At 67.1% G+C, this 26,329-nt stretch carries 22 protein-coding genes and 2 pseudogenes; 7 read left to right on the forward strand and 17 right to left on the reverse strand.

What is annotated here, in order from left to right:
- Together BFE01S_RS41355 and BFE01S_RS34240 are read right to left on the reverse strand one after the other, a co-directional pair.
- On the reverse strand, positions 1–269 hold a 269-nt coding region (locus BFE01S_RS41355), incomplete at its 3' end, for an aromatic amino acid lyase (protein WP_042339692.1).
- A gap of 119 nt (positions 270–388) precedes the next feature.
- Positions 389–1,312: a LysR substrate-binding domain-containing protein gene (locus BFE01S_RS34240; RefSeq protein ID WP_028229374.1), complete on the reverse strand. Its 924-nt coding sequence runs from the start codon at positions 1,310–1,312 to the stop codon at positions 389–391.
- 101 nt (positions 1,313–1,413) lie between these two features.
- Between BFE01S_RS34240 and BFE01S_RS34245 the strand changes: the two genes are divergently transcribed.
- The gene (locus tag BFE01S_RS34245; protein WP_028229375.1) at positions 1,414–2,319 is read left to right on the forward strand and encodes an NAD-dependent epimerase/dehydratase family protein; all 906 of its coding nucleotides are present in this window, start codon (positions 1,414–1,416) and stop codon (positions 2,317–2,319) included.
- A 114-nt stretch (positions 2,320–2,433) separates the two neighbouring features.
- Positions 2,434–2,616, forward strand: coding sequence for a hypothetical protein (locus BFE01S_RS34250; protein ID WP_028229376.1), 183 nt, complete (start codon positions 2,434–2,436; stop codon positions 2,614–2,616).
- On the opposite strand, the gene BFE01S_RS42170 is transcribed toward BFE01S_RS34250, so the two are convergent.
- The 3 genes from BFE01S_RS42170 to BFE01S_RS34265 all read right to left on the reverse strand — a co-directional run bounded on the left by BFE01S_RS42170 (position 2,613) and on the right by BFE01S_RS34265 (position 4,639).
- Entirely contained in the window at positions 2,613–2,804 is a 192-nt protein-coding gene (locus tag BFE01S_RS42170) for a hypothetical protein (RefSeq protein ID WP_156967261.1), read from the reverse strand. The two genes, BFE01S_RS34250 and BFE01S_RS42170, sit on opposite strands and share 4 nt — an antisense overlap.
- A 29-nt stretch (positions 2,805–2,833) precedes the next feature.
- Positions 2,834–3,055, reverse strand: coding sequence for an ArsR/SmtB family transcription factor (locus BFE01S_RS41360; RefSeq protein WP_052421074.1), 222 nt, complete (start codon positions 3,053–3,055; stop codon positions 2,834–2,836).
- Positions 3,056–3,247: 192 nt separating this feature from the next.
- On the reverse strand, positions 3,248–4,639 hold the full coding sequence (locus BFE01S_RS34265; protein WP_028229378.1) for an NCS2 family permease: 1,392 nt from the start codon (positions 4,637–4,639) through the stop codon (positions 3,248–3,250).
- A 422-nt stretch (positions 4,640–5,061) separates the two neighbouring features.
- Here BFE01S_RS34265 and BFE01S_RS34270 point away from each other — a divergent pair, with 422 nt between their 5' ends.
- Together BFE01S_RS34270 and BFE01S_RS34275 are read left to right on the forward strand one after the other, a co-directional pair.
- A complete protein-coding gene (locus BFE01S_RS34270; protein ID WP_028229379.1) occupies positions 5,062–6,081 on the forward strand; it encodes a PRC-barrel domain-containing protein in 1,020 nt (339 codons plus the stop codon).
- Positions 6,078–7,346 (forward strand): MFS transporter, encoded by a 1,269-nt coding sequence (locus tag BFE01S_RS34275; protein WP_028229380.1) that lies wholly within the window; start codon positions 6,078–6,080, stop codon positions 7,344–7,346. The genes BFE01S_RS34270 and BFE01S_RS34275 overlap by 4 nt, the downstream gene beginning before the upstream one ends.
- A 232-nt stretch (positions 7,347–7,578) precedes the next feature.
- Here BFE01S_RS34275 and BFE01S_RS41365 read toward each other — a convergent pair whose 3' ends face one another.
- Positions 7,579–8,052: a DUF3331 domain-containing protein gene (locus BFE01S_RS41365; RefSeq protein ID WP_042339695.1), complete on the reverse strand. Its 474-nt coding sequence runs from the start codon at positions 8,050–8,052 to the stop codon at positions 7,579–7,581.
- Positions 8,053–8,796: 744 nt separating this feature from the next.
- Complete coding sequence (locus tag BFE01S_RS34285; RefSeq protein WP_028229381.1) at positions 8,797–9,690, reverse strand: LysR family transcriptional regulator ArgP; 894 nt, start codon at positions 9,688–9,690, stop codon at positions 8,797–8,799.
- 134 nt (positions 9,691–9,824) lie between these two features.
- Between BFE01S_RS34285 and BFE01S_RS34290 the strand changes: the two genes are divergently transcribed.
- Complete coding sequence (locus tag BFE01S_RS34290) at positions 9,825–10,442, forward strand: LysE/ArgO family amino acid transporter (protein WP_028229382.1); 618 nt, start codon at positions 9,825–9,827, stop codon at positions 10,440–10,442.
- 198 nt (positions 10,443–10,640) lie between these two features.
- Here BFE01S_RS34290 and BFE01S_RS45245 read toward each other — a convergent pair whose 3' ends face one another.
- The 9 genes and pseudogenes from BFE01S_RS45245 to wecB form a co-directional block, all read right to left on the reverse strand.
- A complete protein-coding gene (locus BFE01S_RS45245) occupies positions 10,641–10,925 on the reverse strand; it encodes a contact-dependent growth inhibition system immunity protein (RefSeq protein ID WP_028229383.1) in 285 nt (94 codons plus the stop codon).
- Between the two features lie 12 nt (positions 10,926–10,937).
- A pseudogene (locus BFE01S_RS41370) lies at positions 10,938–11,769 on the reverse strand (RNase A-like domain-containing protein).
- A 520-nt stretch (positions 11,770–12,289) separates the two neighbouring features.
- Positions 12,290–12,583 (reverse strand): contact-dependent growth inhibition system immunity protein, encoded by a 294-nt coding sequence (locus tag BFE01S_RS43690; RefSeq protein WP_084170397.1) that lies wholly within the window; start codon positions 12,581–12,583, stop codon positions 12,290–12,292.
- A 6-nt stretch (positions 12,584–12,589) separates the two neighbouring features.
- Positions 12,590–13,426, reverse strand: a pseudogene (locus BFE01S_RS41375) (RNase A-like domain-containing protein).
- A 142-nt stretch (positions 13,427–13,568) separates the two neighbouring features.
- A complete protein-coding gene (locus tag BFE01S_RS34310) occupies positions 13,569–14,468 on the reverse strand; it encodes an alpha-amylase family protein (RefSeq protein ID WP_042339714.1) in 900 nt (299 codons plus the stop codon).
- 16 nt (positions 14,469–14,484) lie between these two features.
- On the reverse strand, positions 14,485–17,028 hold the full coding sequence (locus tag BFE01S_RS34315; RefSeq protein ID WP_084170398.1) for an NfrA family protein: 2,544 nt from the start codon (positions 17,026–17,028) through the stop codon (positions 14,485–14,487).
- The gene (locus tag BFE01S_RS41380; protein ID WP_084170399.1) at positions 17,025–19,202 is read right to left on the reverse strand and encodes a glycosyl transferase family protein; all 2,178 of its coding nucleotides are present in this window, start codon (positions 19,200–19,202) and stop codon (positions 17,025–17,027) included. Before BFE01S_RS41380 ends, BFE01S_RS34315 begins: the two co-directional genes overlap by 4 nt.
- 2 nt (positions 19,203–19,204) lie before the next feature.
- On the reverse strand, positions 19,205–21,517 hold the full coding sequence (locus BFE01S_RS41385; protein ID WP_063834461.1) for a cellulose biosynthesis cyclic di-GMP-binding regulatory protein BcsB: 2,313 nt from the start codon (positions 21,515–21,517) through the stop codon (positions 19,205–19,207).
- Positions 21,518–21,731: 214 nt separating this feature from the next.
- Positions 21,732–22,940, reverse strand: coding sequence for a non-hydrolyzing UDP-N-acetylglucosamine 2-epimerase (wecB, locus tag BFE01S_RS41390; RefSeq protein ID WP_042339701.1), 1,209 nt, complete (start codon positions 22,938–22,940; stop codon positions 21,732–21,734).
- Between the two features lie 484 nt (positions 22,941–23,424).
- On the opposite strand from wecB, the gene BFE01S_RS34335 reads away from it, so the two are divergent.
- Positions 23,425–24,492 carry a hypothetical protein gene (locus BFE01S_RS34335; protein ID WP_028229386.1) on the forward strand — a complete coding sequence of 356 codons (1,068 nt, stop codon included), beginning with the start codon at positions 23,425–23,427 and terminating at the stop codon, positions 24,490–24,492.
- A gap of 25 nt (positions 24,493–24,517) precedes the next feature.
- The gene (locus BFE01S_RS34340) at positions 24,518–24,718 is read left to right on the forward strand and encodes a hypothetical protein (protein ID WP_028229387.1); all 201 of its coding nucleotides are present in this window, start codon (positions 24,518–24,520) and stop codon (positions 24,716–24,718) included.
- Positions 24,719–24,905: 187 nt separating this feature from the next.
- Here BFE01S_RS34340 and BFE01S_RS34350 read toward each other — a convergent pair whose 3' ends face one another.
- Positions 24,906–26,279: an MFS transporter gene (locus tag BFE01S_RS34350; protein ID WP_028229389.1), complete on the reverse strand. Its 1,374-nt coding sequence runs from the start codon at positions 26,277–26,279 to the stop codon at positions 24,906–24,908.
- Positions 26,280–26,329 lie beyond the last annotated feature (50 nt).

Consider the following 26,329-nt stretch of genomic DNA (forward strand, 5'->3'; position numbering starts at 1 on the left):
CCCACGCCCACGGCGTGCGAGAGCACCAGGTTGCGCTGCAGGAGTTCAAGCTGGTCGGCCGGAATGTGCGTGCTGGCAAGGCGGCCGAAGCCCGTGTTGATGCCGTAGGCGGGCTCGCCCTTCGCGGCGATCGCGGCAACGGCCTGCGCGCACGCGTCGATGGCGGCAAAGCTTGCCGGATCGAGTTCGAGCTTTACCGGATGCTGGTCGGTCTGGCGCGCGATCTGGCGCAATTGGTGCAGGGTCAGGTGGCCGGGCGTGAGTCGCATTGTCAAATCCTGTCTATACAAGTAAGCCGAACGTGGCCGAAGTCTAGCCTGGCGAGCTTGTATAGACAACAGATTCCGCGCATCTGCCGCCCTGGGACTATCCACGAGGCGCCTGATGCCTACCGTTCCAGCCTGCCCCCAATAAAGGAGAGGAAGCACTGCACGCGCGCCGCCAGCGCCTCGCTGCGGTAGTAGACGGCGTGAATGGGCTGGCGCTCGTCGGCGAGCGCCGCATCGAGCACCGTCACGAGGCGCCCGTCGCGACGATCCGCTCCCGTCATGAAATCGGCGAGGCACGCAATGCCCGCGCCGCCGATCGCCAGTTGGCGGATCGTTTCGCCGCTGGACGCCGCCAGCGAAGGCTCGACCGTCAAACCCGCCGGCCGGGCCTCGGCATCGTCGTGGCCTTCGCCTGCGTGCATCCGCGCCTGCAAGGGCCACCGGTTCAGATGCGCGGGGGCCGTGAAGCCGATCAGCCGGTGCGCGGCCAGTTCGTCCACGGCATGCGGCGTGCCGTGCGCCGCGAGATACGCAGGGCTCGCCACCAGCCGCAGCCGGCTCGAACCGAGCGCGCGCGCATGCAGCGTCGAGTCCTGCAATGCGCCAATACGGATCGCGATATCGACGCGCTGCTCCAGCAGATCGACGATGCGTTCGTTGTTGGTCAGTTCGAGCTGGATCGCCGGATACTGCGCGGCAAACGCCGCCATGTGCGGCACGATGCAATGGAGCATGAACGGCGTGGCCGCATCCACGCGCAGCCGCCCCGAAGGCGCCTCGCGACGGCGCGCCACGGCCTCCTCCGCATCCTCCATGGCCGCAAGAATCGCGCGGGCGCGGTCGAGGAACAGTTCGCCCTCGCTGGTGAGTTGCAGGCGCCGCGTGGTGCGCAGGATCAGCGCCACGCCAAGCTGCTTTTCGAGCCGCGTGAGCGCGCGGCTCACCCCCGAGACGGTCTGCTGGAGCTTTTCGGCGGCGGCCGTGATCGAGCCCGCGTCGATCACGGTGACGAACACGAGCAGTTCGTCGGTGGATGTCTTCATTGTTGATCCGCAGTCAAGATTGATTTGAGGCTAACACGGTTTGTCCGCCTGCCGAAGCGGCGGATACTCGCCCGCATCGACAGAGCAACGGGAGCCATTCCATGAAGATTTTCGTAACGGGCGCAGGCGGTTTCATCGGCGGATCGATTGCGGCGCATCTGGCGCGCGCGGGCCACTCGGTGCGTGGTCTCGTGCGCCGGCCCGAACAGTTTGCCGACCTCGAACAGCTCGGCATCGCGCCGGTCGCGGGCGATCTCGACGAGCGCGAATTGCTGATGGCCGAAGCGCGCGCCGCCGACGCCGTGATCAACGCGGCCAGCAGCGACCATCGCGGCGCCGTCGAGGCGCTGCTCGACGCGCTCGAAGGCTCGGGCAAGGTGTTGCTGCACACGAGCGGATCGAGCATCGTGGGCGACGCTTCGGGCGGCGAGCCGGCCGATCGCGTCTACCGCGAGGACGCCCTGCCCGAGCCGACTGCCGACAAGGCGCCGCGCGTGGCGATCGACAACCTGGTGCTCGCGGGCGCGGCGCGCGGCATTCGCAGCGCGGTGCTCTGCAATACGCTGATCTACGGCGAGGGCGCGGTGCCGGGCGCGGCAAGCGTGCAGTTGCCGCGGCTCGTGCGCCAGGCGCAGAAGAGCGGCATCATGCGCCACGTGGGGCGCGGCGCGAACGTCTGGTCGAACGTGCATGTCGACGACGTGGCCGAGCTCTACCGCCTCGCGCTGGAGAAGACGCCTGCGGGCACGTTCTACTTCGTCGAGAGCGGCGAGGCGGCGTTCAACGAGATGAGCACGGCGCTCGCCGCGGCGATGAAGCTGCCCGCGCCGCAGGACTGGCCGCTCGACGACGCGATTGGCGAGTGGGGCTACGAGATGGCCTCGTATGGACTCGGGTCGAACAGCCGCGTGCGCGGCGAGCGGGCGCGCACGTTGCTCGGCTGGCAGCCGCGGCGCACTTCGGTCATGGCGTGGATTCGCGACGAAATGCGCGTGCCGCAGAAATAAGCGCGGGACACCGCCTGACTGTTGCGTATCCGTAAGGTCGATTCGCTAGAATCCGGGCCATTCGTACGACTCGTCCCGACGCGCCCGTCACGGCCCGCGTCGCGGATACGCCCGATGATCCTCGCGCTGAACTTCGACTGGCTCACCAATCTGCTTGCCATCCTGTTCGTGATCGCGTGTCTCTACGACGCGCGCTACGACGAATATGGCACGCTGACGCTCGCCGCCGCGGCGATGGGCCTCATCGTCATGGCGATCGAGGTCCTGCTGCGGCCGACCTTCGAGATGTCGCTCTAGGCGGGCGCCGACGCCTCATACATTGCGTTTCTGCTCGCGCTGCGCGTGCTCCCCGTGCGCACGGCACGCTGCCTGCGGCGCGCTGCCGTAGCGGTCGTGGCGCCGCACCCGCGGGTCGAATACGTGCGATAGACCTCGCCGCGCCCGTCGCGATAGAACCCGCTCACGCCCGGCAACGCGTCGCTCACTTCGCTCTCCTCACCATCCGGGCCGCGCATCAGCACGCGAGCGAGGCGGCACGCAAAGGTGCACCCGTTTGTTCGAACGTGACGAGCCCGGCTTCGACGAGAACGTCGAGGTGCTTCATCACGGCGGGCAGCGAGATCGCGAAGGGCTCGGCAAGCGCACTCACCGAAAGCGCGCGCCGCGTGGGATCGGAAAGTGCCGCGAAGGTGCGGTTCAGCGCGTCGTCGTCATGCTTAACCCTGTGGTGAAGCACAGGAGACTCGCGGGGGGAAGCCAGGCGGGCGCGAACGAAGGAGAACAATGCGCAAAGGCGCCCGGCAAAAACCGGCGCAAAAAGCCGCACGGCCCGCGCCGCCGTGAAGCGACGCGGGCCGTGCAGCCGGCCGGGCGAGCCGCCGGGTCCGCCTGGCCGAATGACCGGGCCATCAACGTGCCGGAGCACGCATCAGATGGCCCAGCCGCCCAGGTAGAACGCAACCAGCGCCACGGCGATCACCACGGTGCCCACGTTGAGCTTGCGGTACTCGCCGCTCACGATGCGGCCGATCACGAGCGTGCTGAAGCCCAGCATGATGCCCGTCACGATGTTGGCGGTCAGCACGATGAACACGGCGCAGACGAGGCCCGACATCGCATCGACCATGTCGCTCATGTCGAGGCGCGAGACGCCCGAGAGCATCATGATGCCCACGTACATCAGCGCGGGGGCCGTGGCATACGAAGGCACGAGCCCGGCGAGCGGCGCGAAGAACATCACCACGAGGAACAGCACGCCGACCACGGCGGCCGTCAGCCCCGTCTTCGCGCCGGCCGAAACGCCGACCGCCGATTCGATGTAGGCCGCCGCCGGCGCGCCGCCGAAGAAGCCCGAGAAGATCGAGGACAGCGAGTCGGCCGTCAGCGCGCGGCCGCCGTTGACGATGCGGCCGTTCTCGTCGAGCTGGCCGGCCTGGCCCGCCACGGCGCGGATCGTGCCGGTGGCGTCGAACACGGCCGTCATCACGAGCGCGAGGACGCTCGGCAGCACGGCGAGCGAGAGCGCACCCTTGATGTCCATCGCGCCGATCAGCGAGGCATGGCCCGGCGTGGAGAGCGACGGCCATGCGAACACGCCGTGAAAGCTCACCTCGGGATCGACTGCGAAGCCGAACGCCGAAATCGCGACGATCACGATCAGGATCGAGCCCGGCACGCGGCGGCGCACGAGGCCGAAGATCGCGGCGAGGCCCGCCACCGAGAGGATGGCCGGCAGCGACGTGATGTGGCCGAGCGAAACCGGCAGGCCCGCGCCCGGATTCTTCACCACGAGGCCCACATCGTTCGCTGCGATGAGCAGCAGGAAGAGCCCGATGCCGATACCCGTGCCGTGCGCAATGCCGTGCGGCAGATTGCGCAGGATCCAGGAGCGCACGCCCGTCACCGAGATGGCGGTGAAGACGAGGCCCATGAGGAACACGGCGCCGAGCGCGACTTCGGGCTTGAGGCCCTTGCCGAGCACGAGGCCGAACGCGGTGAACGCCGTGAGCGAGATCGCGCAGCCGATGGCGATGGGCAGCTTCGCCCACAGGCCCATCAGGAGCGAGCCGAACGCCGTGGTGAGACACACGGCGACGAACACCGCGCTCGTGTCGAAGCCCGCCTTGCCGAGCATGCCCGGCACGACGAACACCGAATAGACCATCGCGAGGAAAGTGGTAACGCCGGCGATGCCCTCCTGGCGCAGCGAGCTGCCGCGCGCGGAGATATCGAAGTAGCGGTCGAGAAAGCCGGTCGAGCCGATCGGCTCGACTTCCGTGCCGGCCGTCTCTGCGAGCGGCGTGGCGTGGGGTTCCATCATGGTGAGTGCCTCCTTTATCAGCGTGCTGAAACACGCCCCTGGCGGGGCCGTCATCAGGTTCGTCTCTTTGGAATAGTCGTGCCGGCGCGATGCGAGGGCCGCCGGCACGCTTGAAGCAAAAATGCCGTTACGGCGTTGTCTCCGGACCGTCTTGCCGGATAACCCGGATTCGCGATCCTCATCGTTTTGACATCTTTTTTTGCTGATTCGAAGGTTAGGCCAACACAATCGGGGCTCCCATCGCAGGAATCGCATTCAGGTCATGCCACGATCCTTATAGTTACGCTCTCAGGGCTCGGCGGGCGGCCCGCCCCCGCGTTTACACCTGGCCCCCTCACCGCCCGGGTTACACTCTCACGCACCCGACCCGGTTTTCCCCGCCGCGCGCCATGAGCGCCGGCCGCTTCAAGGAGTCTTCGTTGATGAGAGGCGGTTTCGCACGTCCCGTTGCAACCCTCCCGTACGCCCTGCCCCTGCTGCTTCTGCTCATGCTGTCGGGCTGCAGCCTGTTCCGCACCCCCGCGCCGCCGCCCGAGCCCGAGGCGCCCGTCGCCGCGAGCGAGCCCGAGGCCCCGGCGAGCGAGCCCGAAGCCGCTTCCGCGCCCGAAATGGCGAGCGCGCCCGAAGAAACGGCCGAGGCCAAACCGTCGCCGAAAAAGCCGCGCCCCGCGCCGATTCACCGCCGCCGTCCGGCCCCGCCGCCGCCCGTGCCGGCCTCGGCGCCGCCCGCGCACGCGCCCGCACCGCTCGTGACGATGCGCACGATCGAGCGCGGCACCTATCGCACGCTGCTCGACGCCGAGGTGCAGAAGACCGACGGCAAAGTGGTGGGCCGCGCGGTGGACCTCGTGGCCGGCCCCGGCGGCAAGCCCGCGGAGGTGGTGGTGAACCTGCAGGGCTTCATGGGCGTGGGCGACCGCAAGGCCACCTTCCCGTGGAACGTCGTGCGCGTGAACCCGCAGCCGAAAACGCCCGCCATCACGCTCGCGCTGGCCGCGGGTCAGCAGCCGCTGCCCGAGCGGCCGAAGTCCGGCGGCAGCGGTGCGCAGCCCGGCCCCGGGGAGCCGGGCCCGACGCGCCTGCCGATGCTCGACGCCACCGTGGAGCGCACGAACGGCGCCAAGGTGGGCCGCGTGGTGGACGTGCTGCTCGACACCAGCGCCGACCCGCTCGCCGTCGTGCTCGACGTGAGCGGCACGCTGGAAAAACGTCATACGATCGCCGCCGACTGGGCGGCGCTGCATTTCGTCCGGAAGAACAACGAACTGACGGCCCAGCTCGACATGAGCGACCAGCAGGTGGACGCCTCGCCCGAGTACGAGACCGATCAGCCCGTGCGCGCGGTCACGCCCGCGGTGCCGAGGCCCCCGGCGCCACCGGCCGTGGCGTCCACGGCTTCGGCCGCCCCCGCTCCTGCAGCTTCCGCGCGCGGTGACAAATGACAGGAGCCACCCTGCGTACGATGGCCAGCACGCGAAGTTTGCGCGCGCTCGACTGGCTGAACTTCTTCGTCGCGAATGTGCAGACCGGCTTCGGTCCGTTCATCGCGTCGTATCTCGCCTCGCATAAATGGACCCAGGGCGAAATCGGCCTGGCGCTTTCGGTCGGCACGATCAGCGCGATGGTGAGCCAGGTGCCGGGCGGCGCCGCCGTGGATGCGCTGCGCAACAAGAAAGCCGCCGCCGCGTGGGCGATCATTGCGATCATCCTTTCGGCGGTGCTGCTCGCGAGCAGCCCGACCGTCATCCCGGTGATGGCCGCCGAGGTGTTCCACGGCTTCGCAAGCTGCATGCTGACGCCTGCCATGGCGGCGCTCGCCCTCATGCTGGTGGGCCGCCAGAACCTGGGCGACCGGCTCGGGCGCAATGCGCGCTGGGCGTCCATCGGCAGCGCGGTCGCGGCCGGCCTCATGGGCCTGTGCGGCGAATACGTCTCGCCGCGCGCCGTGTTCTGGCTGACCGCCGCGCTTGCCCTGCCCGCGCTTGTCGCGCTCGCGATGATCGAGTACGACCGACGCACCGCCGGCGCGTCCGCGCCGGGCACGCCGAAGCCGGCCACTCCGGCCACCCCGGCCGGCGGCGAGCCGCGCGAGACGATCTTCGACCTGCTGCGCGACAAGCGCATGCTGACGTTCGCCGGCTGCGTGATGCTGTTCCACCTCTCGAACGCCGCGATGCTCAATCTCGCGGCCGGCGAAGTGACGGCGGGGATGGGCGACAACGTCCAGCTCGTGATTGCCGCGTGCATCATCGTGCCGCAGGCGATCGTCGCGATGATGTCGCCATGGGTGGGCCGCACGGCCCAGCACTGGGGGCGCCGCCCGGTGCTGATCCTCGGCTTCTCCGCCCTGCCGGCGCGCGCGCTGCTCTTTGCCGCAGTGCACAATCCGTATTTCCTCGTGCCGGTGCAGATGCTCGACGGGCTGTCGGCGGCCGTGTTCGGCGTGATGCTGCCGCTCATTGCGGCCGACGTCGCCGGCGGCAAGGGGCGCTACAACCTTTGCATCGGGCTCTTCGGGCTGTCGGCGGGGATCGGCGCGACGCTCTCGACGGCCGTGGCCGGCTTTATCGCCGATCACTTCGGCAATACGGTGAGCTTCATGGGCCTCGCCGCCGCCGGCGCGGCCGCCGTGCTGATGGTCTGGCTCGCCATGCCGGAAACGCGCGATGCGCTGGAGGAAGAGGAAACCCGCGACGTGGCGGCCTGAGGGCGGATCGAGCCGGGATTGAGACGTATCGAGGGGGCGGGCTGCGGCCCGCTGTCCCGGACTCGCAGCACCTAAGCGCGGCATCTAAGCACGGCACCTAAGCGCCGCACCGAGGCGCGAGCAGACACAAACGCTCGCCCCCACCTGAACCTTCAAGGTTCGGACCGTAGCGAGCGTTTCATCTGGAGAAAGCCGCCGGCGTGGCCAGCGGGGTGCATCGAACGCGCGACGCTCAGGCCGCGAGAGCCTCGTCGAGGCGCGCGGCGATCACGCTGTTGGGCAAGTTGTCGATCTTGCTGGCGAGGATCATCGCGTCGGCATTGGCCGGGCGGTGACGCCGGTTGGGACTCGGGCGGAACACCGCGTCGCCGCGGCGGATCTTCTCGCCGGTCAGCGCGCACACCGAACTGCGCCTCGCCGTGCACACGCGCCAGAGCTGGTCGGAATAACGCCCGTAAGTGGCGTCGCTCCAGCAGACCGTGATGCTGTCCGGATCATGACGCCGGATCAAGGTAATGCCCTGCGCATCCCACGAGCGTACGGTGGCGCGGCGCCGGTTGGCCGCCTCCGAAGCACTGCGTGTGATGGGTACCGGCTTGCAACTCCTGCCGCCCGCGGGCTCGGCCACCATGGTCAGGGGCTCCGACGCTGCGGACAGAAGGTCGATGGTTTGTTGCCAGACGCTGCCGGTATCTAATTTCGTCATAATGCACCTCGTGCACGCGGAAACGATTCGAATATGCCGGTCGAATAAGCACTCTGCCACGAACGGATTATAGCGTGTCCCTCTCGCGATCCACAGGGAAAACTCAATTTTCACACGATAAATCAAAACAGCAAAATGCCGGACGGCCAGCCTTTCCGTTCCGACTGATGAGAAACATCAAGAGTTTCTTTACCTTGTGAACACTTTTTTCCGATTTCACGATCTTTGTCATTGACAGACCGGAAAAATTAACCGAAATCCGCCTGGAAGCCCGATAGCACGGGATAGACGGATCAGCCGAACTGGTTGCGCGCCCGCTGCGGTTGATTGCCGCGGGTGCCTCCGGGGCAAGCATCGGCGGCCATCGGCGGGCGCTCTCCGGTCGTTGCGGCCCACTTGCATGTTCTCGCCCAATGATGACCAATCAATGAAACGCAATACGCGGCGAAGGCACCGTTCCCGCGCGTTTCGCATACAAAACATCAGGAGAAAAGGCGCGAAATTGCCGCCCGACAAGGCCGGCAGCCTGACTGCGGCCAATACCGAGACTATGCTCTATATCAAAGTCAATTAATCCAGAGTGAATCGCGTTTTAGTCATTTTGTCATGAGGCATTGGGCGGAGATTGCACCGAAATGGACAACCGGGCTTCTCTAAATAGTTCGACGATTTCACCGGACGCAAAGAAAAATCCTGCACGCCGCATAAGTCGCGCGGCTAACTCTCGCCAGCCGTTGCACAGCGCTAGTCGAGGAATTCGGTGCACCGCCGCCTGAGCATGGCACCGAATTCGTCGAGCCAGCCGATCGAGAGCCGCCAGCTCTGCCAGTACAGATCGACGTCGAGCGCCCGGCCCGGGATGAGTTCGACCAGTTCGCCGCGGGCCAGGTGTTGCGCGATCATGCGCTCGGGACACATGCCCCAGCCGAGTCCGTTGAGGCAGCAACGCAAGAAACCGGCCACGTGCGGAATCCAGTGCAGCGGCGCGTCCACCTGCGCGCGCGTGATACGCCTCACGAAGCGCTTTTGTAGCTGGTCTTTCGGATTGAACTCGATGCACGGCGCGCGCCGCAGCGACTCGCGCGTCACGCCCTGCGCGAAATAGCGCTCCAGAAACGCGGGCGAGCAGACGGCCAGATAGCGCATGCGGCCAAGGCGCGTGGAGCGGCAGCCTTGCACCGGCTCGGCCTGGGTGGTCACGGCGCCCTGCACGCTGCCATCGCGGATGCGCTCGGCCGTGTGGTCCTGGTCGTCGATCACGAGGTCGAGCAGGATGCCGCGCTCCACGCAGAAGTCGGCCACCGCGTCGATGAACCACGTGCCCACGCTGTCGTCGTTCACGGCGATCCGCAGCGTGGGCCGCGTGCCGTCCGACGCGCCGGTGAACGTGGGCATCGCGCCGCCCAGTTCCGCTTCGAGCAACTGCACGCGTTCGGTATGGCGGCACAAAAGCGCGCCCGCGGCCGTCGCCACGCACGGCTGCCCGCGTTTCACGAGCACGGTGCCCACCCGCTCCTCCAGCAGCTTCACGCGCTGCGAGACCGCCGAAGGCGTGACGTTGAGCGCACCGGCCGCGCGGTCGAACGAGCCGTGGCGCACGACGGCGGCAAGCGCATCGAGCAACGCATAGTCGAGCATTAGCGTTCCTTAATCGGGTTTAAGAAAATCAGCTTCTCTTAGGTCGCCGATGGCCGCAGACTAGCGCCATTCCCCCTGCCGTGCAACGTGTACGGCAACCGGCAGCGAAGACTGCCGCACCTCGGCTCCCGACTATGAACTGGCTCGCTTTTTCTCACGGCGCGGCGCTCTGCGCCTCGCTGATCGTCACCATCGGCGCCCAGAACGCCTTCGTGCTGCGCCAGGGCATCCTGCGCTCGCACGTCGCCAAGATCGTCGTGCTGTGCACGCTCTCGGACTTCATCCTCATCGGCGCGGGCGTGGGCGGAGCTTCGGCGCTCGTCGAGCGCTATCCCACCTTCGTCCATCTCGTGCTCTACGTGGGCCTCGCCTGGCTCGTGTGGTTCGGCATCGGCGCGCTGCGGCGCGCCGTGCGCCCGGGCCACGCGGTGCTCGACGCGGCGGCGCAAAAGGAGGCGCCCGTGCAGCGCGCGTGGTCCATCGTGCTCATGACGCTTGCCTTCACGTGGCTCAATCCGCACGTCTATCTGGACACGTTCCTGCTGATCGGCACCGCGGGCGCGCGCGAGCCCGAAGGCGGCCGGCTGGCGTTCGCGCTCGGCGCGACGGGCGTGAGTGCGGTGTGGTTCGTGGCGCTGGGCTATGGCGCGCGGGCGCTCGCCCCGCTCTTTCGCCGCGCCGGCGCCTGGCGCGTGCTCGACGGCGCCATCGGCAGCATGGTGTTGCTGATCGCCTTCACGCAGTTGCGCTGAGGTGGGCTGCGCTGCGGGCTGCAAGCGCTCAACCGGCGCGGGGCCTGGCTGGCTGCCCCCGTGCCCCTCTAGTAGCGCTGCATAGGGGTTATGACAGTTTGGGTGGGTTGCAGGACGGGCAGGCAGCTATGGTCAATGAGCAGTTTGTCCTGCGAGCGATGCCTGCTTGCCAGCCGATCGAGCTCTGCGAAAAGGGGACTACTCGCCGAGAAGGCGCTTCAATTCGTCAAGAAATGAGGCCGTAGTGTGGCCCCATAGAGCGGGATCGCAGTCACCGCCAAAAAGGCTAGCAAACGCTGTATCGAGGCAGCCCGAGTTGACCTGCCGGAATCGGTCTATCTCATCCAGCATTGCGGTCCGTTCGCCGGGTGTCATGTTATACGAGCGGACGAGTTCAGGAATCGAATTTCCATAGATCGCATGATCCTCATGGAATCGCCCCATGAGCAATTGTTCGAGATTGTCGTATGTGCCGTAGTTCATAAGTGCGGAGTGTTACGCCAGAAGCATCGCTGTCAATACGTAGTAGGGCATACCATTGTATGTCTGATAGCGGAGAATTACCCTGACTCTGCTCGCGGGTCGATACTCGCCTGATTGTCTGATCACGATTTTTCCAACGTCTCTTCCAACGTCCGTGACCAATATCAGGTCGTTATGCGGTGCAACTGTCCATGCCTTGATTTTCATTGCATTGGCTTGCATCGTTTCCGAGATTGCCCATTCTGCAACCCTGATATCTGTGAACGATGACGCCCCCCGTATATGCGGTTCGCACTTCAACCGTTCCCTGAGCCACGTTTCGTTCTTGCCAACGTGCTTTTCGAATGTATGGCCGCCGATCCGGCTCCCCGGTTTCGCTTCATGCTGCATCAGGTTGATCCGGCCCAATGTAACGCTGGCTGCCCGCGCGGCCTTGATCGAGCCAGCGAAGCCGAACGGCACGACCATATCCAGCGACAGGCCGATATTGTTCGCCATCTCGGGACTGGCCTTTCATCGCCTCGGCCAGCTTCGTTGTGCCCTGCCGGGTCAATGTGGCCGTATCCCGGGCTGTCCAGACCTGACGGAGTCCCGCCGCCACCGTATCCTAGCCATGCACGCCAAATGCGACACACCCGGCTTTGCTGGCCATCGTCGGTTCCGGCAGCGCGCACAGCGCCCCCGCGCCGACCATCTCCAGCACCCCGCCGACAACCTGCAGGCTGCCCCATAGCCGGTTGGAAAGCATTTCGGAGTGGCTAATCGACTGGCGCGCAAGTACGGCCGCCAGTTGCGGCGCACTGAGTACCACGCGCACGCCGTCTGAATCCTCTCGGTATGACATCTGAAACTGTCTCCTGGTCGTTAGGACTTCCAGGCTAACAGTCACCTTCGTACTCTGAAATGGGCGAAGGATGATTCCTGCATCCAGTCGGTCAATCGATATTAAAAAAAGCGTATGCCCGGCGAGCCGAGAGCTCCCGCCCCTACTGCCCTTGAGGCTTCAACTGCTGCAGAAGTCCATCGACGAGCGCCGGCGACATGTAGTGCGGCCCGTCGAAGACGGTAGACGCGGTAGCCGTGATACGCCTCGAGTTGCGGGGCGAGTTCCTCGGGCGTGGCGGCGCGAAAGCCGCCACCCTCTTTCGGCCTGAACGCTTCTGCGATGATGCGCACGCGCTTGCTGCCGAGATGTGCGGCCAGCGTGTCGGTATATTCGCGCGCGGCGGCTGACTGGCGTTCGCGCTCGGCGCGGGGAGCGTGAGCGCGGTGTGGTTTATGACAGTTTGGGGGAAATGCGAACATCGCCGCGTGTGTGCATGCGCCGGGCAGCACGAAACCGCCCGGACGCGGTGAAAAGCACGCTACTCGCCCAGGAAGCGCCTTATCTCATCAAGGAAAGAGGCGGTTGTGTGGCCCCATAACGTAGGATCAAGGAAAAGTCCGTAGGCAGCTTCAAAGGAAGCATCCAGGTCGCGGGAATTGTCGCGACAGAATCTGTCAATTTCATTTCGCAATATTGAACGCGATGCTGGATCGCTTTCGCTTCTATATAAAGCAAGGATTTCCTCTATGGTATTTCCCCACAGAGCAAAATCTTCTCCGAAGTAAATCTGAATGAAATTTGACAATTCCGGATATTCGTTCGCCTGTTCCATGAGAATCTATTTAATCAAATAAGCGGTGATGATGTAATACGGCATACCGTTATATTGTTTCCTTTGCAGGAACATCCGAACCTTGCTGAGGTCAATCAGCTACCCAGTTCTCCGGACCAGGCCGTATCCTACAATACGTCCGGTCTCACCAACCAAGGGAAGTCTGTTCGTACCATTGCTCGCCTGTGCCCATGCACCGATCCTTGCTGCGTTTTGTTGCATTACTTGAGAAATAGCCCATTCCGCCATTTCCTGATTACGGAATGATGTAACTATTGCAAGCTCGGTCTCGCGCGCAAGTCTTGCTTGTAGCCAAGCTCTATCCTTTCCGACGTGCTTTTCCAGCGTATGCCCGCCAATCCCGCCAAGCATCTTCGCCTCATGCATATCCAGGTTGATCCGGCCCAATGTAACGCTGGCTGCCCGCGCGGCCTTGATCGAGCCAGCGAAGCCGAACGGCACGGCCATATCCAGCGACAGGCCGATATTGTTCGCCATCTCGGGGCTGGCTTTCATCGCCTCGGCCAGCTTCGTTGTGCCCTGCCGGGTCAATGTGGCCGTATCCCGGGCTGTCCAGACCTGACGGAGTCCCGCCGCCACTGTATCCGAGCCATGCACGCCAAACACCACGCACCCGGCCTTGCTCGCCATCGTCGGTTCCGGCAGCGCGCACAGCGCCCCCGCGCCGACCATCTCCAGCACCCCGCCGACAACCTGCAAGCCGCCCCATAGCCGGTTGGAAAGCATTTCGGAGTGGCTAATCGACTGGCGCGCAAGTACGGCCGCCAGTTGCGGCGCACTGAGTACCACGCGCACGCCGTCTGAATCCTCCTGGTATGACATCTGAAACTGTCTCCTGGTCGTTAGGACTTCCAGGCTAACAGTCACCTTCGTACTCTGGAATGGGCGAAGGATGATTCCTGCGTCCAGTCGGTCAATCGATATTAAAAAAAGCGTATGCCCGGCGAGCCGAGAGCTCCCGCCCCTACTGCCCTTGAGGCTTCAGTTGCTGCAGAAGTCCATCGACGAGCGCCGGCGACATGTAGTGCGGCCCGTCGAAGAGGTAGACGCGGTAGCCGTGATACGCCTCAAGCTGCGGGGCAAGTTCCTCGGGCGTGGCAGCGCGAAAGCCGCCACCCTCCTTCGGCCTGAATGCCTCCGCGATGATGCGCACGCGCTTGCTGCCGAGATGTGCGGCCAGCGCATCGGCATATGCGCGCGCCGCGGCGGGCCCGCGCGCATACACGCCGCAGCCGTCCTGCAACAGCACGCCCACGTCGTTCGGCAACCAGCTATCCAGCCACTTCGCAAACGCCTCGCCGCCGATATTGCTGGTGTCGTACACGCTGATCCAGAGCGGATGCGGCAGGCGTTCGAGCAGCGGCGCCATGCGCGCGGCGTCCTTCCAGGTGGGATCGGCTTCCACCGGGAAATACCAGCCCGTGACGTGCACGGGCGGGCGCACCTTCGCGAGCGCCAGCGACCGCTCGACCAGTTCTTCCATGTTCGCGCGGGCCTTCTGCTCGTTCGAATAGCCCGCGAGGCCGACGATCACGCCGCGCGCCCACGGCTCGTTGGCAATGCGGACCCAGTCGGGCACGCGCGGCGCGGGCAGGCCCGCACCGGCCATGTACGCGACGTCGTCCACGGCGATCCATTGCACGAGCAACTCGTTCACGCCGAGCTTGTCCCAGTTGCCGTGCAGGTCGAGGTGTTCGTTATCGGGCTGCCAGACAATGCCCTGCGCGAGCGAATCGGCATGCGCGGGCACCTGGAGCGTGCAACCCGCGGCCGCGAGGACACACATCGCAGCGGCAAACGCACGGGCCGCCGTCTGCACGACAGCGGCACGCGCCATGCGGGGGCTCGCGAAACGCTCTGGCATGATCGACACTCCCTCCTCAGTAAGACAGCACCGTGCCGAAGAACACGCCGCCCGCGCGGTTGTCTCCGGTGAGGCGCCAGCGGTATTGCACCGACACGTCCACATACGACTTCGGCGAATCGTAGAAGCCGTCGCGGAACCAGTAGCGCGACGAAATGCCCACGCCCATCCCCACCGGGATGCTGTGGTCGATGCTCGAATCGTAGTCCATGCCGACCACGGCATACGGGAACACGGTGAGCTTCGGGCTGATGGTGTCGAGCCGCCAGGTGCGGCCCGCTTCGATATAGCCCGTGCCGTAGTTCCAGCCGTTGCTCACGTAGTGGCCCACTTCCGCGTAGTCCTGCACGGTCCACCACGAAGGCACGTCGAGCCGGAGTTCGGTGCCGAAGCCGCCCGAATACGCGAGGCGCAGGAGCCAGTCGGCTGGCGCGCGGGAACCGATGGGAATGAGCCGCTCGAACGCGATGATTGCATTGACCGACTCGAAGGGCTTCGCCCGCGCGCCCACGGCTGCAAGCGCCGTGGAGATGCCGCTGGGCGCATCGCCCTGAGCGCCGAAGTCTTCGTAGGCGCGCGCATAGACTTCGAACATGCGGTCGCCGAGCGAGCCGAACGGCCGCCAGTAGCCTTCGAGTCCGGTTTGCCAGTTGTTGTAGGTGCCGGGAACCGAGCCCGTCGTGACGCCCGGTTGCAGGCCCGCGCCGCGATAGTTGAGCGAGGCGATGAAGCCCCAGTCGCGCGTAACGTCGGCGTGCGCGTTGCGCAGGTCCTGGAGCTGCTGGAGCGTGGCGGGTGCCGCGCCGTCGGGCGGTGCAGTGCCATAGTCGATAGCGCGCTCGAAGTAGCGCGCGGCCAGTTCGTCGAAATGCGCGCGGTACGCGCTGTAGCCCACGTCGCCTGCGGCTTGCGGCGGCAACTGGCCCGCCTCGTCGGCACGCGCGAAATAGGCATACGCGCGGCGGTCGTCGCCGGCGCGCTGTGCGATGTACGCGGCCTGCAGCGGCGGCATCGCATCGAGCAGTCCCGCATCGAGTGTCGCCCGCGCTTCGCGCTTCGCACCCGCCGTGTCGCCCGCATCGACGAGCGCGTTGATGAGTTCCACCCGGTGCTGCGGGTTGCGCGGATCGGCATCCACCGCCCGGCGCGCGTAGTCGAGTGCCGCGGCCTTGTCGCCCCGCCGGGCGGCCAGGATCGAGGCGCGCCGCGCCGCAAAGCCCGGGTCGGCCGCATAGACGTCGCAGGCCGGGCCGTAGCGGTCCACTGTGCAGTCGAACACCGGGCGCGCCGCACTTGCCACGCGCTCCGCTGCCGCGCCTGCGGCGGGGTGCGCCAGCGCCACGCGCGCGTAGTAGCGGCGCGCTTCGATCTGCGCGTCGGTCGCATCGCCCACGGGCTTGAGCGGCTCAAGCAGGTCGAGCGCGCGCTGCGGCTGCCCTTCCTGCGTCCACACGTCCGCCACGATCACGCGCGCCACGCGCTGGTCGCGCTGCGTGGCGTCGGTGGACTGCAGGGCCTGGTCGAAGTCCTGATCGGCATCGGCGAAACGGCCCTGCGATGCCCGCGCGTAGCCGCGCATCACGTAGGCCATCAGTGCGGGCTTCATGCCGGCGTCGATAGCGTCGGTTGCCGCCCGTTCGAGGCCGGCCTCGTCGTTCTGGGCGGCCAGCGCGTCGAAGAGTTGAAGACGATAGCCCGCACGGTCGGGCGCGTAGCCAATCGCCTCGCGCAGCAGCGCGACAGCCTGCGCCGTGTCGCCGCGCTCGCGGGCCGCCTCGGCATCCGCGGCGAGCGGCGGCGCGAGCCGCGCTCCGATATCGCGGCGCCGGCTGCGCAAATCGGCGCTGCTGCCGAAGCGCGGCGTGGCGTCCTGCGCCGCCTGCCATGCGTCGCGGTCGTGGCCCGCGGCGCTCGCGGCGTCGATGGCAAGCAGACGCAGGCGCAACACGTCGGGCCGCAGTGCGATGGCCGCGTTGGCGTCGCGCCATGCGTCGTCGTAGCGGTGGGCGTCGTAGGCCCGATAGGCCTGCTGCGCGAGTTCATAGGCGCGCCCGGTAAGATTGTCGGGCGACCCCGCGCCCGGCACTGCCTGCCGCCCCGCACGCGCCCCGGCAGGTCGCGCCGAAGCCGCCGTGACCTGCGCATCGATTGCACGCCGGCGCGCGACGAGCGACGGATCGGGCCCGATCCGGCGCTCGGCTTCTCCCAGCGTGCGGCTCGCTTCGCCAAGCTTGCCTTGGGCCGCCTGCGCGTTTGCGAGCAACAGGCGCAGCGAGGCCACGTCGGGCCGTTGACGGATCGCCTTGCGGGCATAGGCCTGCGCCGCCGCATAGTCGCCGCGCGTATAGGCGTCGTAGCCCTGCTGCGCCACGCGTTGCGCCGGTCCGCTCAACGGCAACGGCAGCGTGCCGGCGGGCACCGCTTCGGCGTGCACCGCGCCTGGCACGAAGAGGCCGGCACAAAGCGCCGCACACGCCGCGGCAAGCGCGCGTCGCGCCCCATGCCGCGACGACACCGAGCCCGGCGTACGCACGCTCAACAGTTTCGGAATCCTCTTCATAGGGAAGCCGCCTCGTCGCGCTGACGCCGTTGCGCCTCGATCGCATCCGCCAGCGCCTCGCGCGTGATGACGCCCCGCGCCACCATATAGTCGCCGATGCGTCCGTGCTCCTGCGGCCGGTAGCGCTGCAAGGCGGCGTCGAAGTCGGCGCGCCGCACCGCGCCGCGCTCGATCAGCAGGTCGCCGAGGAGCGGCACGCTCGTTGCCGCGTGGCCGCTCTCCTCGTGCTGCGCGCTCGCCTCATGCGCCGCGCGCGCTTCGGGCACGGGCACGCCGCGCAAGAGCCGCAGTCCATCCGCGATCTCGCCCTCGCGCACGATGCGTTGCACGAACGGCAGCGTCAATTGCGCCTGAAGCGCGCGCGCGGCCTCCTCCGCCAGCGGGCTCGCACACAGCAGCACGGCGTGCCCGTTGCCGTCGTCGCCCTGCGGCAGCACGCGGTAGCGCACCGCGAGTTCGAGCGGCACCTGCTGCGCGTTCGCTTCGAGCTTCGCGCGATTGAGCCGCCCGCGCGGCAGGTCCGACTGAAACGCGATCGCCTCGGCCAGCGTCTCCTCGTCGAGCCAGCCGTGCGCCATGAGCACGCGGCCGAGCGGCGCCTCCTGCGCGTGCTCCTCTTCCAGCGCTTTGGCAAGCTCCGTCTCGCCGATGGCCTGCCACGAGAGCAGCAGTTCGCCCAGCCGCTGGCGCCGGTCGGCAAAGCCATCCGACGACGGGAAGTCGTGCATCGTCTTGTCCCACACGAGGCGCTTGCCGGTGACGAGATAGCTCAGGTACATCTTCCACGCGCGCGCCACCGCCATGAAGTTCACGAAGTTGCCGATCACCATGCGCGGCACGGACAGCACGCCATGCTCCCAGCCGTAGAGCCGCGACACGAAGAACACGCGCTGCACCACGCGCATGAGCAGCGCGATACCGTTGGCCCACAGCACGAAGGTCAGAAAGCGCGAATCGGCAAACGGCGAGGCAATCAGGCTGGGGCGAATGCCGAGCAGATCCGCGAAGGTGAACAGCAGGAACTGCACCAGCAGCACATAGGCCAGGATGCCCACGAACGCCGTAACGATGCCCTTGCGGTCGCGCGCGAGCAGATAGCGGTTGGCGAGCGAGCCCACCCAGCCCGTCTGCTCCCAGCCTTGCAGGCCGATGCCGAGCGTCCAGCGCGCGCGCTGCCGGTAGGCCGTGCGGAAGGTGTCGGGGAAGAACTCGCGCACGCACAGCGGCATGGTGAGCGTGACTTCGCGCTCGGGCCCGAGGCCGAACCACGACTTGCGGCGCGTGGCGAACTGCACCGGAAAGCGCGCGAAGATCGAGTGCATGCCCATGCGTCCCAGCCGCTCGCCTACATCGTAGTCCTCAGTAAGCGTTTCCGTGTTGAAGGGCTGGTTCTGGGTCTGCTCCACGAGTCCCGCCAGCGCGCGGCGCGAGAAGCAGGTGCCCACGCCCGCCGAAGGCACCGTGCCCGCCAGGCTCTCGCGCACCACGAGATCCTTCGCGTGCCATTCGGCGAACTCGTCCATGTAGGTGCCCGCCACGAGTTCGTACCAGTTGCGCTCGAGCGAGGCCACCGGCAGCTGGATCATGTCCTTGCGCGGCAGCAGATAATTGAAGAAGCGCAGTTCGAGCGGATGCAGCACGTCTTCGCTGTCGTGCAGGATCACGCCCGCGAACTGGATGCCCGTCTCGCGCTCCATGCGGAAGATCGCCTGCACGATCCAGTTCAGGCAGTCGGCCTTGCAGGTGGGACCGTCGTGCGGCACCTCCACGCGGTGGAGCTGCTTGTAGCGCCGCCGCATGCGTTCCACTTCGGCAATCGTCGCGGCGTCGTTCTGATAAGTGCCGACGAACACCACGTAGTTGGTGTAGTCGAGCACGCGCACGAGGTCGGACACCATCGAAGCGATCACGTCCTCCTCGCGCCAGGCAGGCACCATGATCGCGAGCGGCTGCTGCTCGCGCGTGTAGAGCTGCTCCGCACGCAGCGGCGCATAGCGGCGCTCGACCGTGAAATGGCGGTAGGTCTGGCGCACCCAGAACCAGGCGTCGATGAAGAGATCGTCGAGGCTCGAGATCAGGATGATGACCGCCACCACCGCGGCAAGGTACTCCATGCCCTGGTAGTAGCGGCTCGCCAGATAGCCGAGCCACCATTCGAACGCGGCGAGGCTCACGGTCAGCCCTGCGGATTGGCCGGGCCGTGCGGATCGCCGCTTTCCTGCGCCTCCACCTTCGCCGCCGCGGCGGCAGCGGTGCGCGCCCGCGCGCGGCTGCGCGCCATGGCGGCCGCGAGCAGCAGCAACAGCAGCACGACGATTGCGACGGTCGGGATGCCCCAGCCCGCCCAATGCCGCGTGAGCCACGCGCGCTGGTCGTCCACCGGCGGCACGCCGCCCGCGTACTGCGTGTCGAATTGCTTGAGCACGCCCGTGTCGTCCACGATCGCCACGTCGCCGCTCAGCAGTTGCAGGCTCGCCGGCAGCACCGGCGGCGTGGCGCCCACGCTGCGCCAGACGATGCCTGGCGTGCCGCCCGAGCGCACCACTTCGATGAGCCCGAGCCTCGTGAGGCCCGTCATGTCGACGAGCGTGGCGCCGCCGCGGCCCTTGAGCGTGAGACGCTGGTCGTTGAAGCTCGCGTGGCCGTCTTCCTTGTCGAGCGCCACGTCGAGGGCGAGGAACGGGCCGGAGGGCTGCACGGCCTGGCCGCTGCTCACGACCTGCGTGGCGGCACGCGTCGGCGCAACGCCCGTTGCGTTCGCGAGGCGCGCGACGCGCGGCAGCGTGGCGAGCGGATCGGCAAGATAGGCGTCGGGCACGAGCACGTTCGCCTCGCGCGAGTAGCGCGCCACCATGCCGGCGAAGTCCTCGCCGAGCGGCCCCTCGCCCAGCACGAGATAGCTCGTGGGCAACACCGCAGCCGGATAGCCGTCTTCGCGCGGCCGGCAGCCGCCTGCGGGCTGGCGCTGGAACAGCACGCGCAACGTGTTGACGGAGGCGAGCGCATAGGCGGGAATATCGGCGCTCACGCGCTGCGCGCGGCCGTCCGCGTCGAGCAGATGCGCGCCGATCAGCACGCCGTTGAAGAAGATCGACGCGGTCTGCCCGTTGCGGTCGGCCGAAGGCGCGGCCGCCAGATCGAGCACCACGCGGCGCGGAATCTTGCCGTTGCCCGAGACCGCCGCGAGATCGAAGTTCGCCTCCCACGCGGCGCTCGTCAGCACGTTGAGCGTGCGCGGCGTGCCGCCGATCAGCGAGAGCGCGACCTTGTCGCTGTCGCCGCCCGCGCTCAGATTGGGCGAGGCCGCGACCTCGTGCACGATAAAGCGGTTCGCCACGTCGATGGGCGTCCACGTGCGCGAGAGCGCGCTCACGCCAAGGCTGTCGCCCACCACCACGGCCGGCAGGCCGCCCAGGTGCGCAAGCTGCACCTCGCCCTTCGCAAACGGCGCCGCAAGCGGGCCCGCTGCGCGGGTGCGCCAGGCGTCGAATGCGCTCGCGGCGTCGGCCGATACGGCGGCGACCTGCGCCCGCAAGGCGTCGAGCGCCGCGTTCGCATGCGCGCGCAAGGTGTCGTCGGCCACCACCACGTTCGGCGCGAAAGCGCCCGCGGGCGCCAGTGCGATCAGCGCACCCAGCTCGGCCGGACTGGCGATCTTGTGCTGCCCGCCCGCCGCGAGTGCCGCGAACGCCGGCACGGCCTGCAGCGCGCCCGGCACGCTCACGCTGCCGAGATCGACGGTATCGCCCACCGCCGGCATCACCTGGGTCACGGGCGTCGCCCCGCCGCGCATCAGCAACGCTTCGAGACGCCACGCCACATCGTATGCATTCGCGTCGAGCTTCGCACTGCTAATCACCACCACGGGCTTCGCGGGCAGCGCGCTCCAGGCCGTGCGCACGTCGTGAACGGCCGATGCATCGAACTGATACGTCAGGCGCGTGGTGGGCGCGACCCGCCAGAGATTGCCGATGGCCGTCTGGTCCGTGCAGTACGTGTCGTTGAGCACCGAGGACCATTGCAGCCCCACGCGCACGAAGCCCGAAGGCCGCGGTGCATCGTCCACGCCGAGATTCACGGAGCCGTCGCCCTGGGCGTCGGTGAGGTTGCGCGCCTGCACCGGCGAGCCGTCGAGCGAGAGCACGAAGGTCGTGCGGCCGCCGTTGCCGCGCAGATAATTGGCGTCGAGTTGCAATGCGGCGTTGGCGATCGGCAGGCCCACGGGCACCGGGAAATAGAGCTCCTGCACGGCATCGGGCGCGCGCAGCACGAGCGGCTCGCGTACGCCGAGATCGGCAAGCGAGATGCTGCGCGATTCCACGCGCCCCGCCCCGAGTTGCGCAAACGCGCCGGCGAGGTCGCCGGGCGCCGCATGCGCGACCCCGCAAAGCGCGGCGAGAGCAATTGCACCCGCCAGACCGGTGCGGGAAAGCGTGCGCGGGCGCTTGGGCGCGGTGTCGTCGCAATGCGAAGTCAGCTGAAATCTCACGTGTTACTCCCCATGGGGTCGGCACGGTGCAGGCCTTGCGGCAAGCGGGCAAGGTCGGGGCAAATACAGCGCAACAGCCAAGGCAACAATCAACGCAACAGTCAACGCAACTTCGGAGAAGCTTCGAGAAACCCTGGAGCGAACTGCACAACAACCTCAGGAAAACCAGGCGGCCGCGCTGCGTAATCCGTAGCGCCGGTACGCGAGCTTCGCATCAATCCTGCGGCTCCGGCGGTTCGCCCCGCCCGGCCAGCACCGGATGCCGATAGCCCGGCAGCGCACGGCTCGAAAACTCGCTGAACGGCTTGCCGGTCAGCGCCGCAACGATGCGCTCCGACGCATGCCCGTCGCCATACGGATTCACGCGGCGCGCATATGCACGGCGCTCCTCCTCGTCGTCGACGAGTTCGAGCACCGCCCGCTCGATGGCCGCGCGGTCGGTGCCGATCAGCTTGACGGTGCCGGCCGCCAGCGCTTCGGGCCGCTCGGTCACGTCGCGCATCACGAGCACCGGCTTGCCGAGCGCGGGCGCCTCCTCCTGCACGCCGCCCGAATCGGTAAGCACGATCGCCGCGCGCTGCATGAGGCGCACGAACTCGGGGTAGTCGAGCGGATCGGTGAGATGGACATTGGGCGCATTGCCGAGCGCGGCGAGCACCGGCCCGCGCACATTCGGATTCAGATGCACCGGATAGACGATCTGCATCTTGCCGCTATGCGCGAGCGCGGCAAGCGCCGCGCAGATATGCTCGAAGCCCTCGCCGAAACTTTCGCGCCGGTGGCCCGTGACGAGCAGGAGCGGACGGCCGCCCTCCTGCGGTTCGAGAAAGGGAAACTGCGCATCGATCCCTTCGCGCAGCGCGGTGTCGCTATCGAGCCGGGCGCACATGAGGCGCAGCGCGTCGATCACGGTGTTGCCGGTAATGATGACACGGCCCGTGAGCGCTTCGGCCTGGAGATTGGCCTTCGAACTGGCCGTGGGCGCGAAAAGCAGATCGCTCACCACGTCCACCACGCGCCGGTTCATCTCTTCCGGCCACGGCTCGTACAGGTTGCCGGTGCGCAACCCAGCCTCCACGTGGCCCACCGGAATGCGCCGGTGAAAGGCGGCGAGCGAGCCCGCCATGCTCGTGGTGGTATCGCCGTGCACGAGCACGCGGTCGGGGCCGACCTCGGCCAGCACGTCGTCGAGGCCGGCGAAGAGGCGCGCCGCGAGGCCATTGAGCGTCTGGTTCGCGGTCATGGCCTGGAGGTTGTGCGCGGGCACGATGCCGAACAGGTCGAGCACCTGCTGCAGCATGGTCTGATGCTGGCCCGTGACGCAGACGATGGACTCGACGCCGGGCTCGGCTTCGAGACGCTTGACGAGCGGCGCCATCTTGATGGCCTCGGGCCGCGTACCGAATATCGACAGAATGCGCACGTTCAGGCTTCCTTGACTCGTCCGGCGATGAGCGCCAGGCACAGCAGCACCGCACGAACCGGCGGTCCGCCAGCCCATGCACCGCGCCTCCCGTTTCCTTATGCACTGCTTACCGGCTGCTTTCGCGCCTGCTTACGCAGCTTGCAGGACCGGTCGGGGTACTCTACACGGTTCGCTTACATCGGGCCGCCCACGTGCCCGAACGCATTCTAGTGTGCGAGATGCGCAATGCACACCAGATTGCGCCGCGGCCCGAGGCATTGTTCAACGTTTCAGTATCGATCAGGGCGATTGTTACGTCTTACGCGTTACGCATTGCGGGCATTACGAGCGCTTTCACGCCGGTTTATCCGCTGCCCGACCCTGCACCGCCCCACGCGAGCCCATCATGCCACTCGCCGCGCGAACCGGCCACCGTTCTGCCCCTTTCTATGCGTTTCGCGTTACGCTCTGCGCCATACGATCACCTTCCGGAACGCCTTCCATGACCACCAGCCAGGCTTATTCGCGCCCCGCGCGCCTGCTCCAGATCGCTTCATGGATCATCGCCGTGCTGTTCGCGGTGTTCCTCAACATGCTCGGCGCGCTCGTGATACGCGACCTCATGTTCGCGCCGCGCGGCGGGCCGCCCGAGCCACAGCAGTATGTCGATCAGAGCGTGACCGCGCCAATCGAAACGAAACTGCGCGACCTGCAGCGCGAGCACGAAGCACTCGACGACAAGCTGCAAACCGTGCGCGCCGCTCACGGGCGCGCGAGCACCGATTATCGCAACGCGCAGGACAGCTTCCGCAACTGGATCGCCACCCGCGAGGCCACGGGCGACAGCCGCAACGATCCCGAACTGCTCGCGCGCACGCACCAGCTCGACGCCTTGCAGGCCACAGCCATGGACTGGCAGCGTCAGCTCGACGCGCTAGCGGACCAGCAACGCGCGCTCGATACGCAAACGACGCAGCTCCGCACGCAACAGGACGCCGCCCAGGCGGCGGCCGACGCGCGCTATGCAGCGGCCGGGCGCCATTACGAACTCGTCGTTTTCGCGTGGCGCGTAGCGCTCACGCTGCCGGTGCTGCTCGTCGCCGTCTGGCTCGTCGTGCGCTACCGCAAGAGCCGCTACTGGCCCTTCGTCTACGGCTTCGGGCTCTTCGCGCTGAGCGCGTTCTTCATCGAGCTCGTACCGTATTTGCCCGACTTCGGCGGCTACGTGCGCGTGCTCGTGGGCATCGCGCTCACCGTATTCGCGGGCGTGTACATGCTGCGCGCCTTTCAGCGCTATGTGGAAAGAAAGCGGGTGGAGATGCAGCAGAGCCAGAGCGAACGGGCCCGGGCCATTGCGGACGAAAAAGCCATCGGCGCGTATCAGAAGAAGCTCTGCCCGTCCTGCGACAAGGCATGGAATCTCGGCGGCGAAGAGGTCTCGTTTTGCAGCCAGTGCGGGCTCGGACTCTTCACGGTATGCGCCTGCGGCGGGCGCAATTTCGCGTTCTTCCCGTTTTGCAGCCAATGTGGCGAGCCGGTGCAGCGCCCGCGCGAAGGGGTGGAGCCCTGAGCGCCGGCACGACAACCACTGCACGGTGAATGGCGCGCAGGCGGTGAGCGGTGTCGATATCGGCGTGACCGAACGGATGCGCCTTTGTCTCGCCGAAAGCGACCTGTACTTTTCCGGCTACGACACGCGCCTCTTGCGCCCCGAGACGGTGCCGAAGCTCGTGCGCTTTGCGCTGCCATTCATGAGGATAACGAAATTGCAAGTGAGAACGGCTACACAGCGGTAGCCGTTCGAACCCGGTCTAGCGCGACGGAACGAGCCGCCAGCGCGCCGTCGATGCACCCGGACGCGCGCACAGGCTCAATGCCGCACGCCCGTTCATCTCCGCCGTCATGCTGCCGCCCGCGCCACGCCGATGCCCGTGCTGGCGCCGCGCGCCGCACAGCGCGGCCGCGCGCTTGCGCGAGCGCCAGTCACTCCACCTGCGCCGCCGCACGGCCGCCTCCCTGTGCCTCGTGCGATGCGCGACCCTGCGCGTAATGGATCGCGACGATCCCGGCCAGCGAGACGCACGCGGGCACGGCTGCGGCCATGAAGAGCGAAGCCGAAGACCACTGCAGATGCATCAGCGCCCCGCCCAGCACCGGCCCGACGACCGAGCCGATACGTCCCACACCGAGACTCCAGCCAATGCCGGTCGAACGCAGCGAGGTGGGATAGTACGTAGCCGCCAGTGCATTGAGCGCGGGCTGCCCGCCGATGATCGAAAACCCGGTAAGAAAGATCGCGACGAACATGGCGACCACCGAGACCATCACGGCCGGATTGCCGATCGCCGCCGTGGCGACGATGGCGATCACGAAGGTCGTGGCGAGCACGCGTGTGAAGCCCGCGAGATCGATGACACGGCCGAGCAGCAGCGTGCCGATCACGCCGCCGCCCCAGAGGGCGGTCCCGGCCAGCACGGCGGTCTGGGTCGAGTAGCCCGCGTCGCGGATCACCGTGGGCAGCCAGTTCGAAAGGAAGTACATGTCCAGCAGATTCGCGAAGTTCACGACCCACAGGAGCAACGTCACGCGGGCGCGGCCTTCCTTGAAGAGTTCGACGAACGGCACGCCGCGGGCGCGCGTTTCGGTGGTCGTAAACGTCGTGTCCGCGGCGAGCGGCAGCGTGGGCGCCACGCGTGCGAGGTTGCGGCGCACGCGCGCCGTGGCGTCGCGGCCATTGCGAAAGAGCAGGAACTGGATCGACTCGGGCAGCGCGATCCACATCAGCACGCCCATGACGAGCGGAATCGCACCTCCCACGAAGAACACGGCGCGCCAGCCGAAGGCCGGGATCAGCGCGGCGGTAATGAGGCCGCCCACCACGCCGCCCACGGTGAAGCCGCACGAGACGATCATCATGAGCGTCACGCGCACGCGGCGCGGGCTGTACTCGCCTGCAAGCGCCATGGCGTTGGGCATGATGCAGCCGAGCCCGAGCCCCGCCACGAAGCGCCAAGCCACGAGTTGTTCGATCGACTGCGCGAACCCCGTGGCCAGCATGCAGACCGAGAAGAACAGCGTGGCGCCGATCAGCACGGGGCGGCGGCCGATCTTGTCGGCCAGCGTACTGAAGGTGAGCGAGCCCACCAGCATGCCGAACAGGCCCGCACCGAACACGGGCGCGAGCGTTTCCCTGGCGATGCCCCATTCGCGGATCACCACGGGCGCGACGTAGCCCATGGCCTGGACGTCGAAGCCGTCCATGACGAGGCACATCGCGCACAGCGCAACCACCAGCAGTTGATACGGCCCGAACCGGCTTTCGTCGATAACGCCGGTCACCTCCACGGTCTTGCTCATGAAAAAGTCTCCATTCCCGCCATGTTGTTTTCGTTTCGATCCCGGCCAGC

The sequence above is a fragment of the Paraburkholderia ferrariae NBRC 106233 genome, assembly GCF_000685035.1.
GTDB classification, from domain to species: domain Bacteria; phylum Pseudomonadota; class Gammaproteobacteria; order Burkholderiales; family Burkholderiaceae; genus Paraburkholderia; species Paraburkholderia ferrariae.

Coding starts and splice junctions, on each gene's coding strand:
- BFE01S_RS45245 (WP_028229383.1), bottom strand. CDS start 10,925: ATGAACTACGGCACATACGACAATCTCGAACAATTGCTCATGGGGCGA.
- BFE01S_RS34350 (WP_028229389.1), bottom strand. CDS start 26,279: ATGAGCAAGACCGTGGAGGTGACCGGCGTTATCGACGAAAGCCGGTTC.
- BFE01S_RS34310 (WP_042339714.1), bottom strand. CDS start 14,468: ATGCCAGAGCGTTTCGCGAGCCCCCGCATGGCGCGTGCCGCTGTCGTG.
- BFE01S_RS43690 (WP_084170397.1), bottom strand. CDS start 12,583: ATGGAACAGGCGAACGAATATCCGGAATTGTCAAATTTCATTCAGATT.
- BFE01S_RS34290 (WP_028229382.1), top strand. CDS start 9,825: ATGAACTGGCTCGCTTTTTCTCACGGCGCGGCGCTCTGCGCCTCGCTG.
- BFE01S_RS34265 (WP_028229378.1), bottom strand. CDS start 4,639: ATGATGGAACCCCACGCCACGCCGCTCGCAGAGACGGCCGGCACGGAA.
- BFE01S_RS34250 (WP_028229376.1), top strand. CDS start 2,434: ATGATCCTCGCGCTGAACTTCGACTGGCTCACCAATCTGCTTGCCATC.
- BFE01S_RS34270 (WP_028229379.1), top strand. CDS start 5,062: ATGAGAGGCGGTTTCGCACGTCCCGTTGCAACCCTCCCGTACGCCCTG.
- BFE01S_RS34275 (WP_028229380.1), top strand. CDS start 6,078: ATGACAGGAGCCACCCTGCGTACGATGGCCAGCACGCGAAGTTTGCGC.
- BFE01S_RS34335 (WP_028229386.1), top strand. CDS start 23,425: ATGACCACCAGCCAGGCTTATTCGCGCCCCGCGCGCCTGCTCCAGATC.
- BFE01S_RS34240 (WP_028229374.1), bottom strand. CDS start 1,312: ATGAAGACATCCACCGACGAACTGCTCGTGTTCGTCACCGTGATCGAC.
- BFE01S_RS34285 (WP_028229381.1), bottom strand. CDS start 9,690: ATGCTCGACTATGCGTTGCTCGATGCGCTTGCCGCCGTCGTGCGCCAC.
- BFE01S_RS34315 (WP_084170398.1), bottom strand. CDS start 17,028: ATGAAGAGGATTCCGAAACTGTTGAGCGTGCGTACGCCGGGCTCGGTG.
- BFE01S_RS34245 (WP_028229375.1), top strand. CDS start 1,414: ATGAAGATTTTCGTAACGGGCGCAGGCGGTTTCATCGGCGGATCGATT.
- BFE01S_RS41365 (WP_042339695.1), bottom strand. CDS start 8,052: ATGACGAAATTAGATACCGGCAGCGTCTGGCAACAAACCATCGACCTT.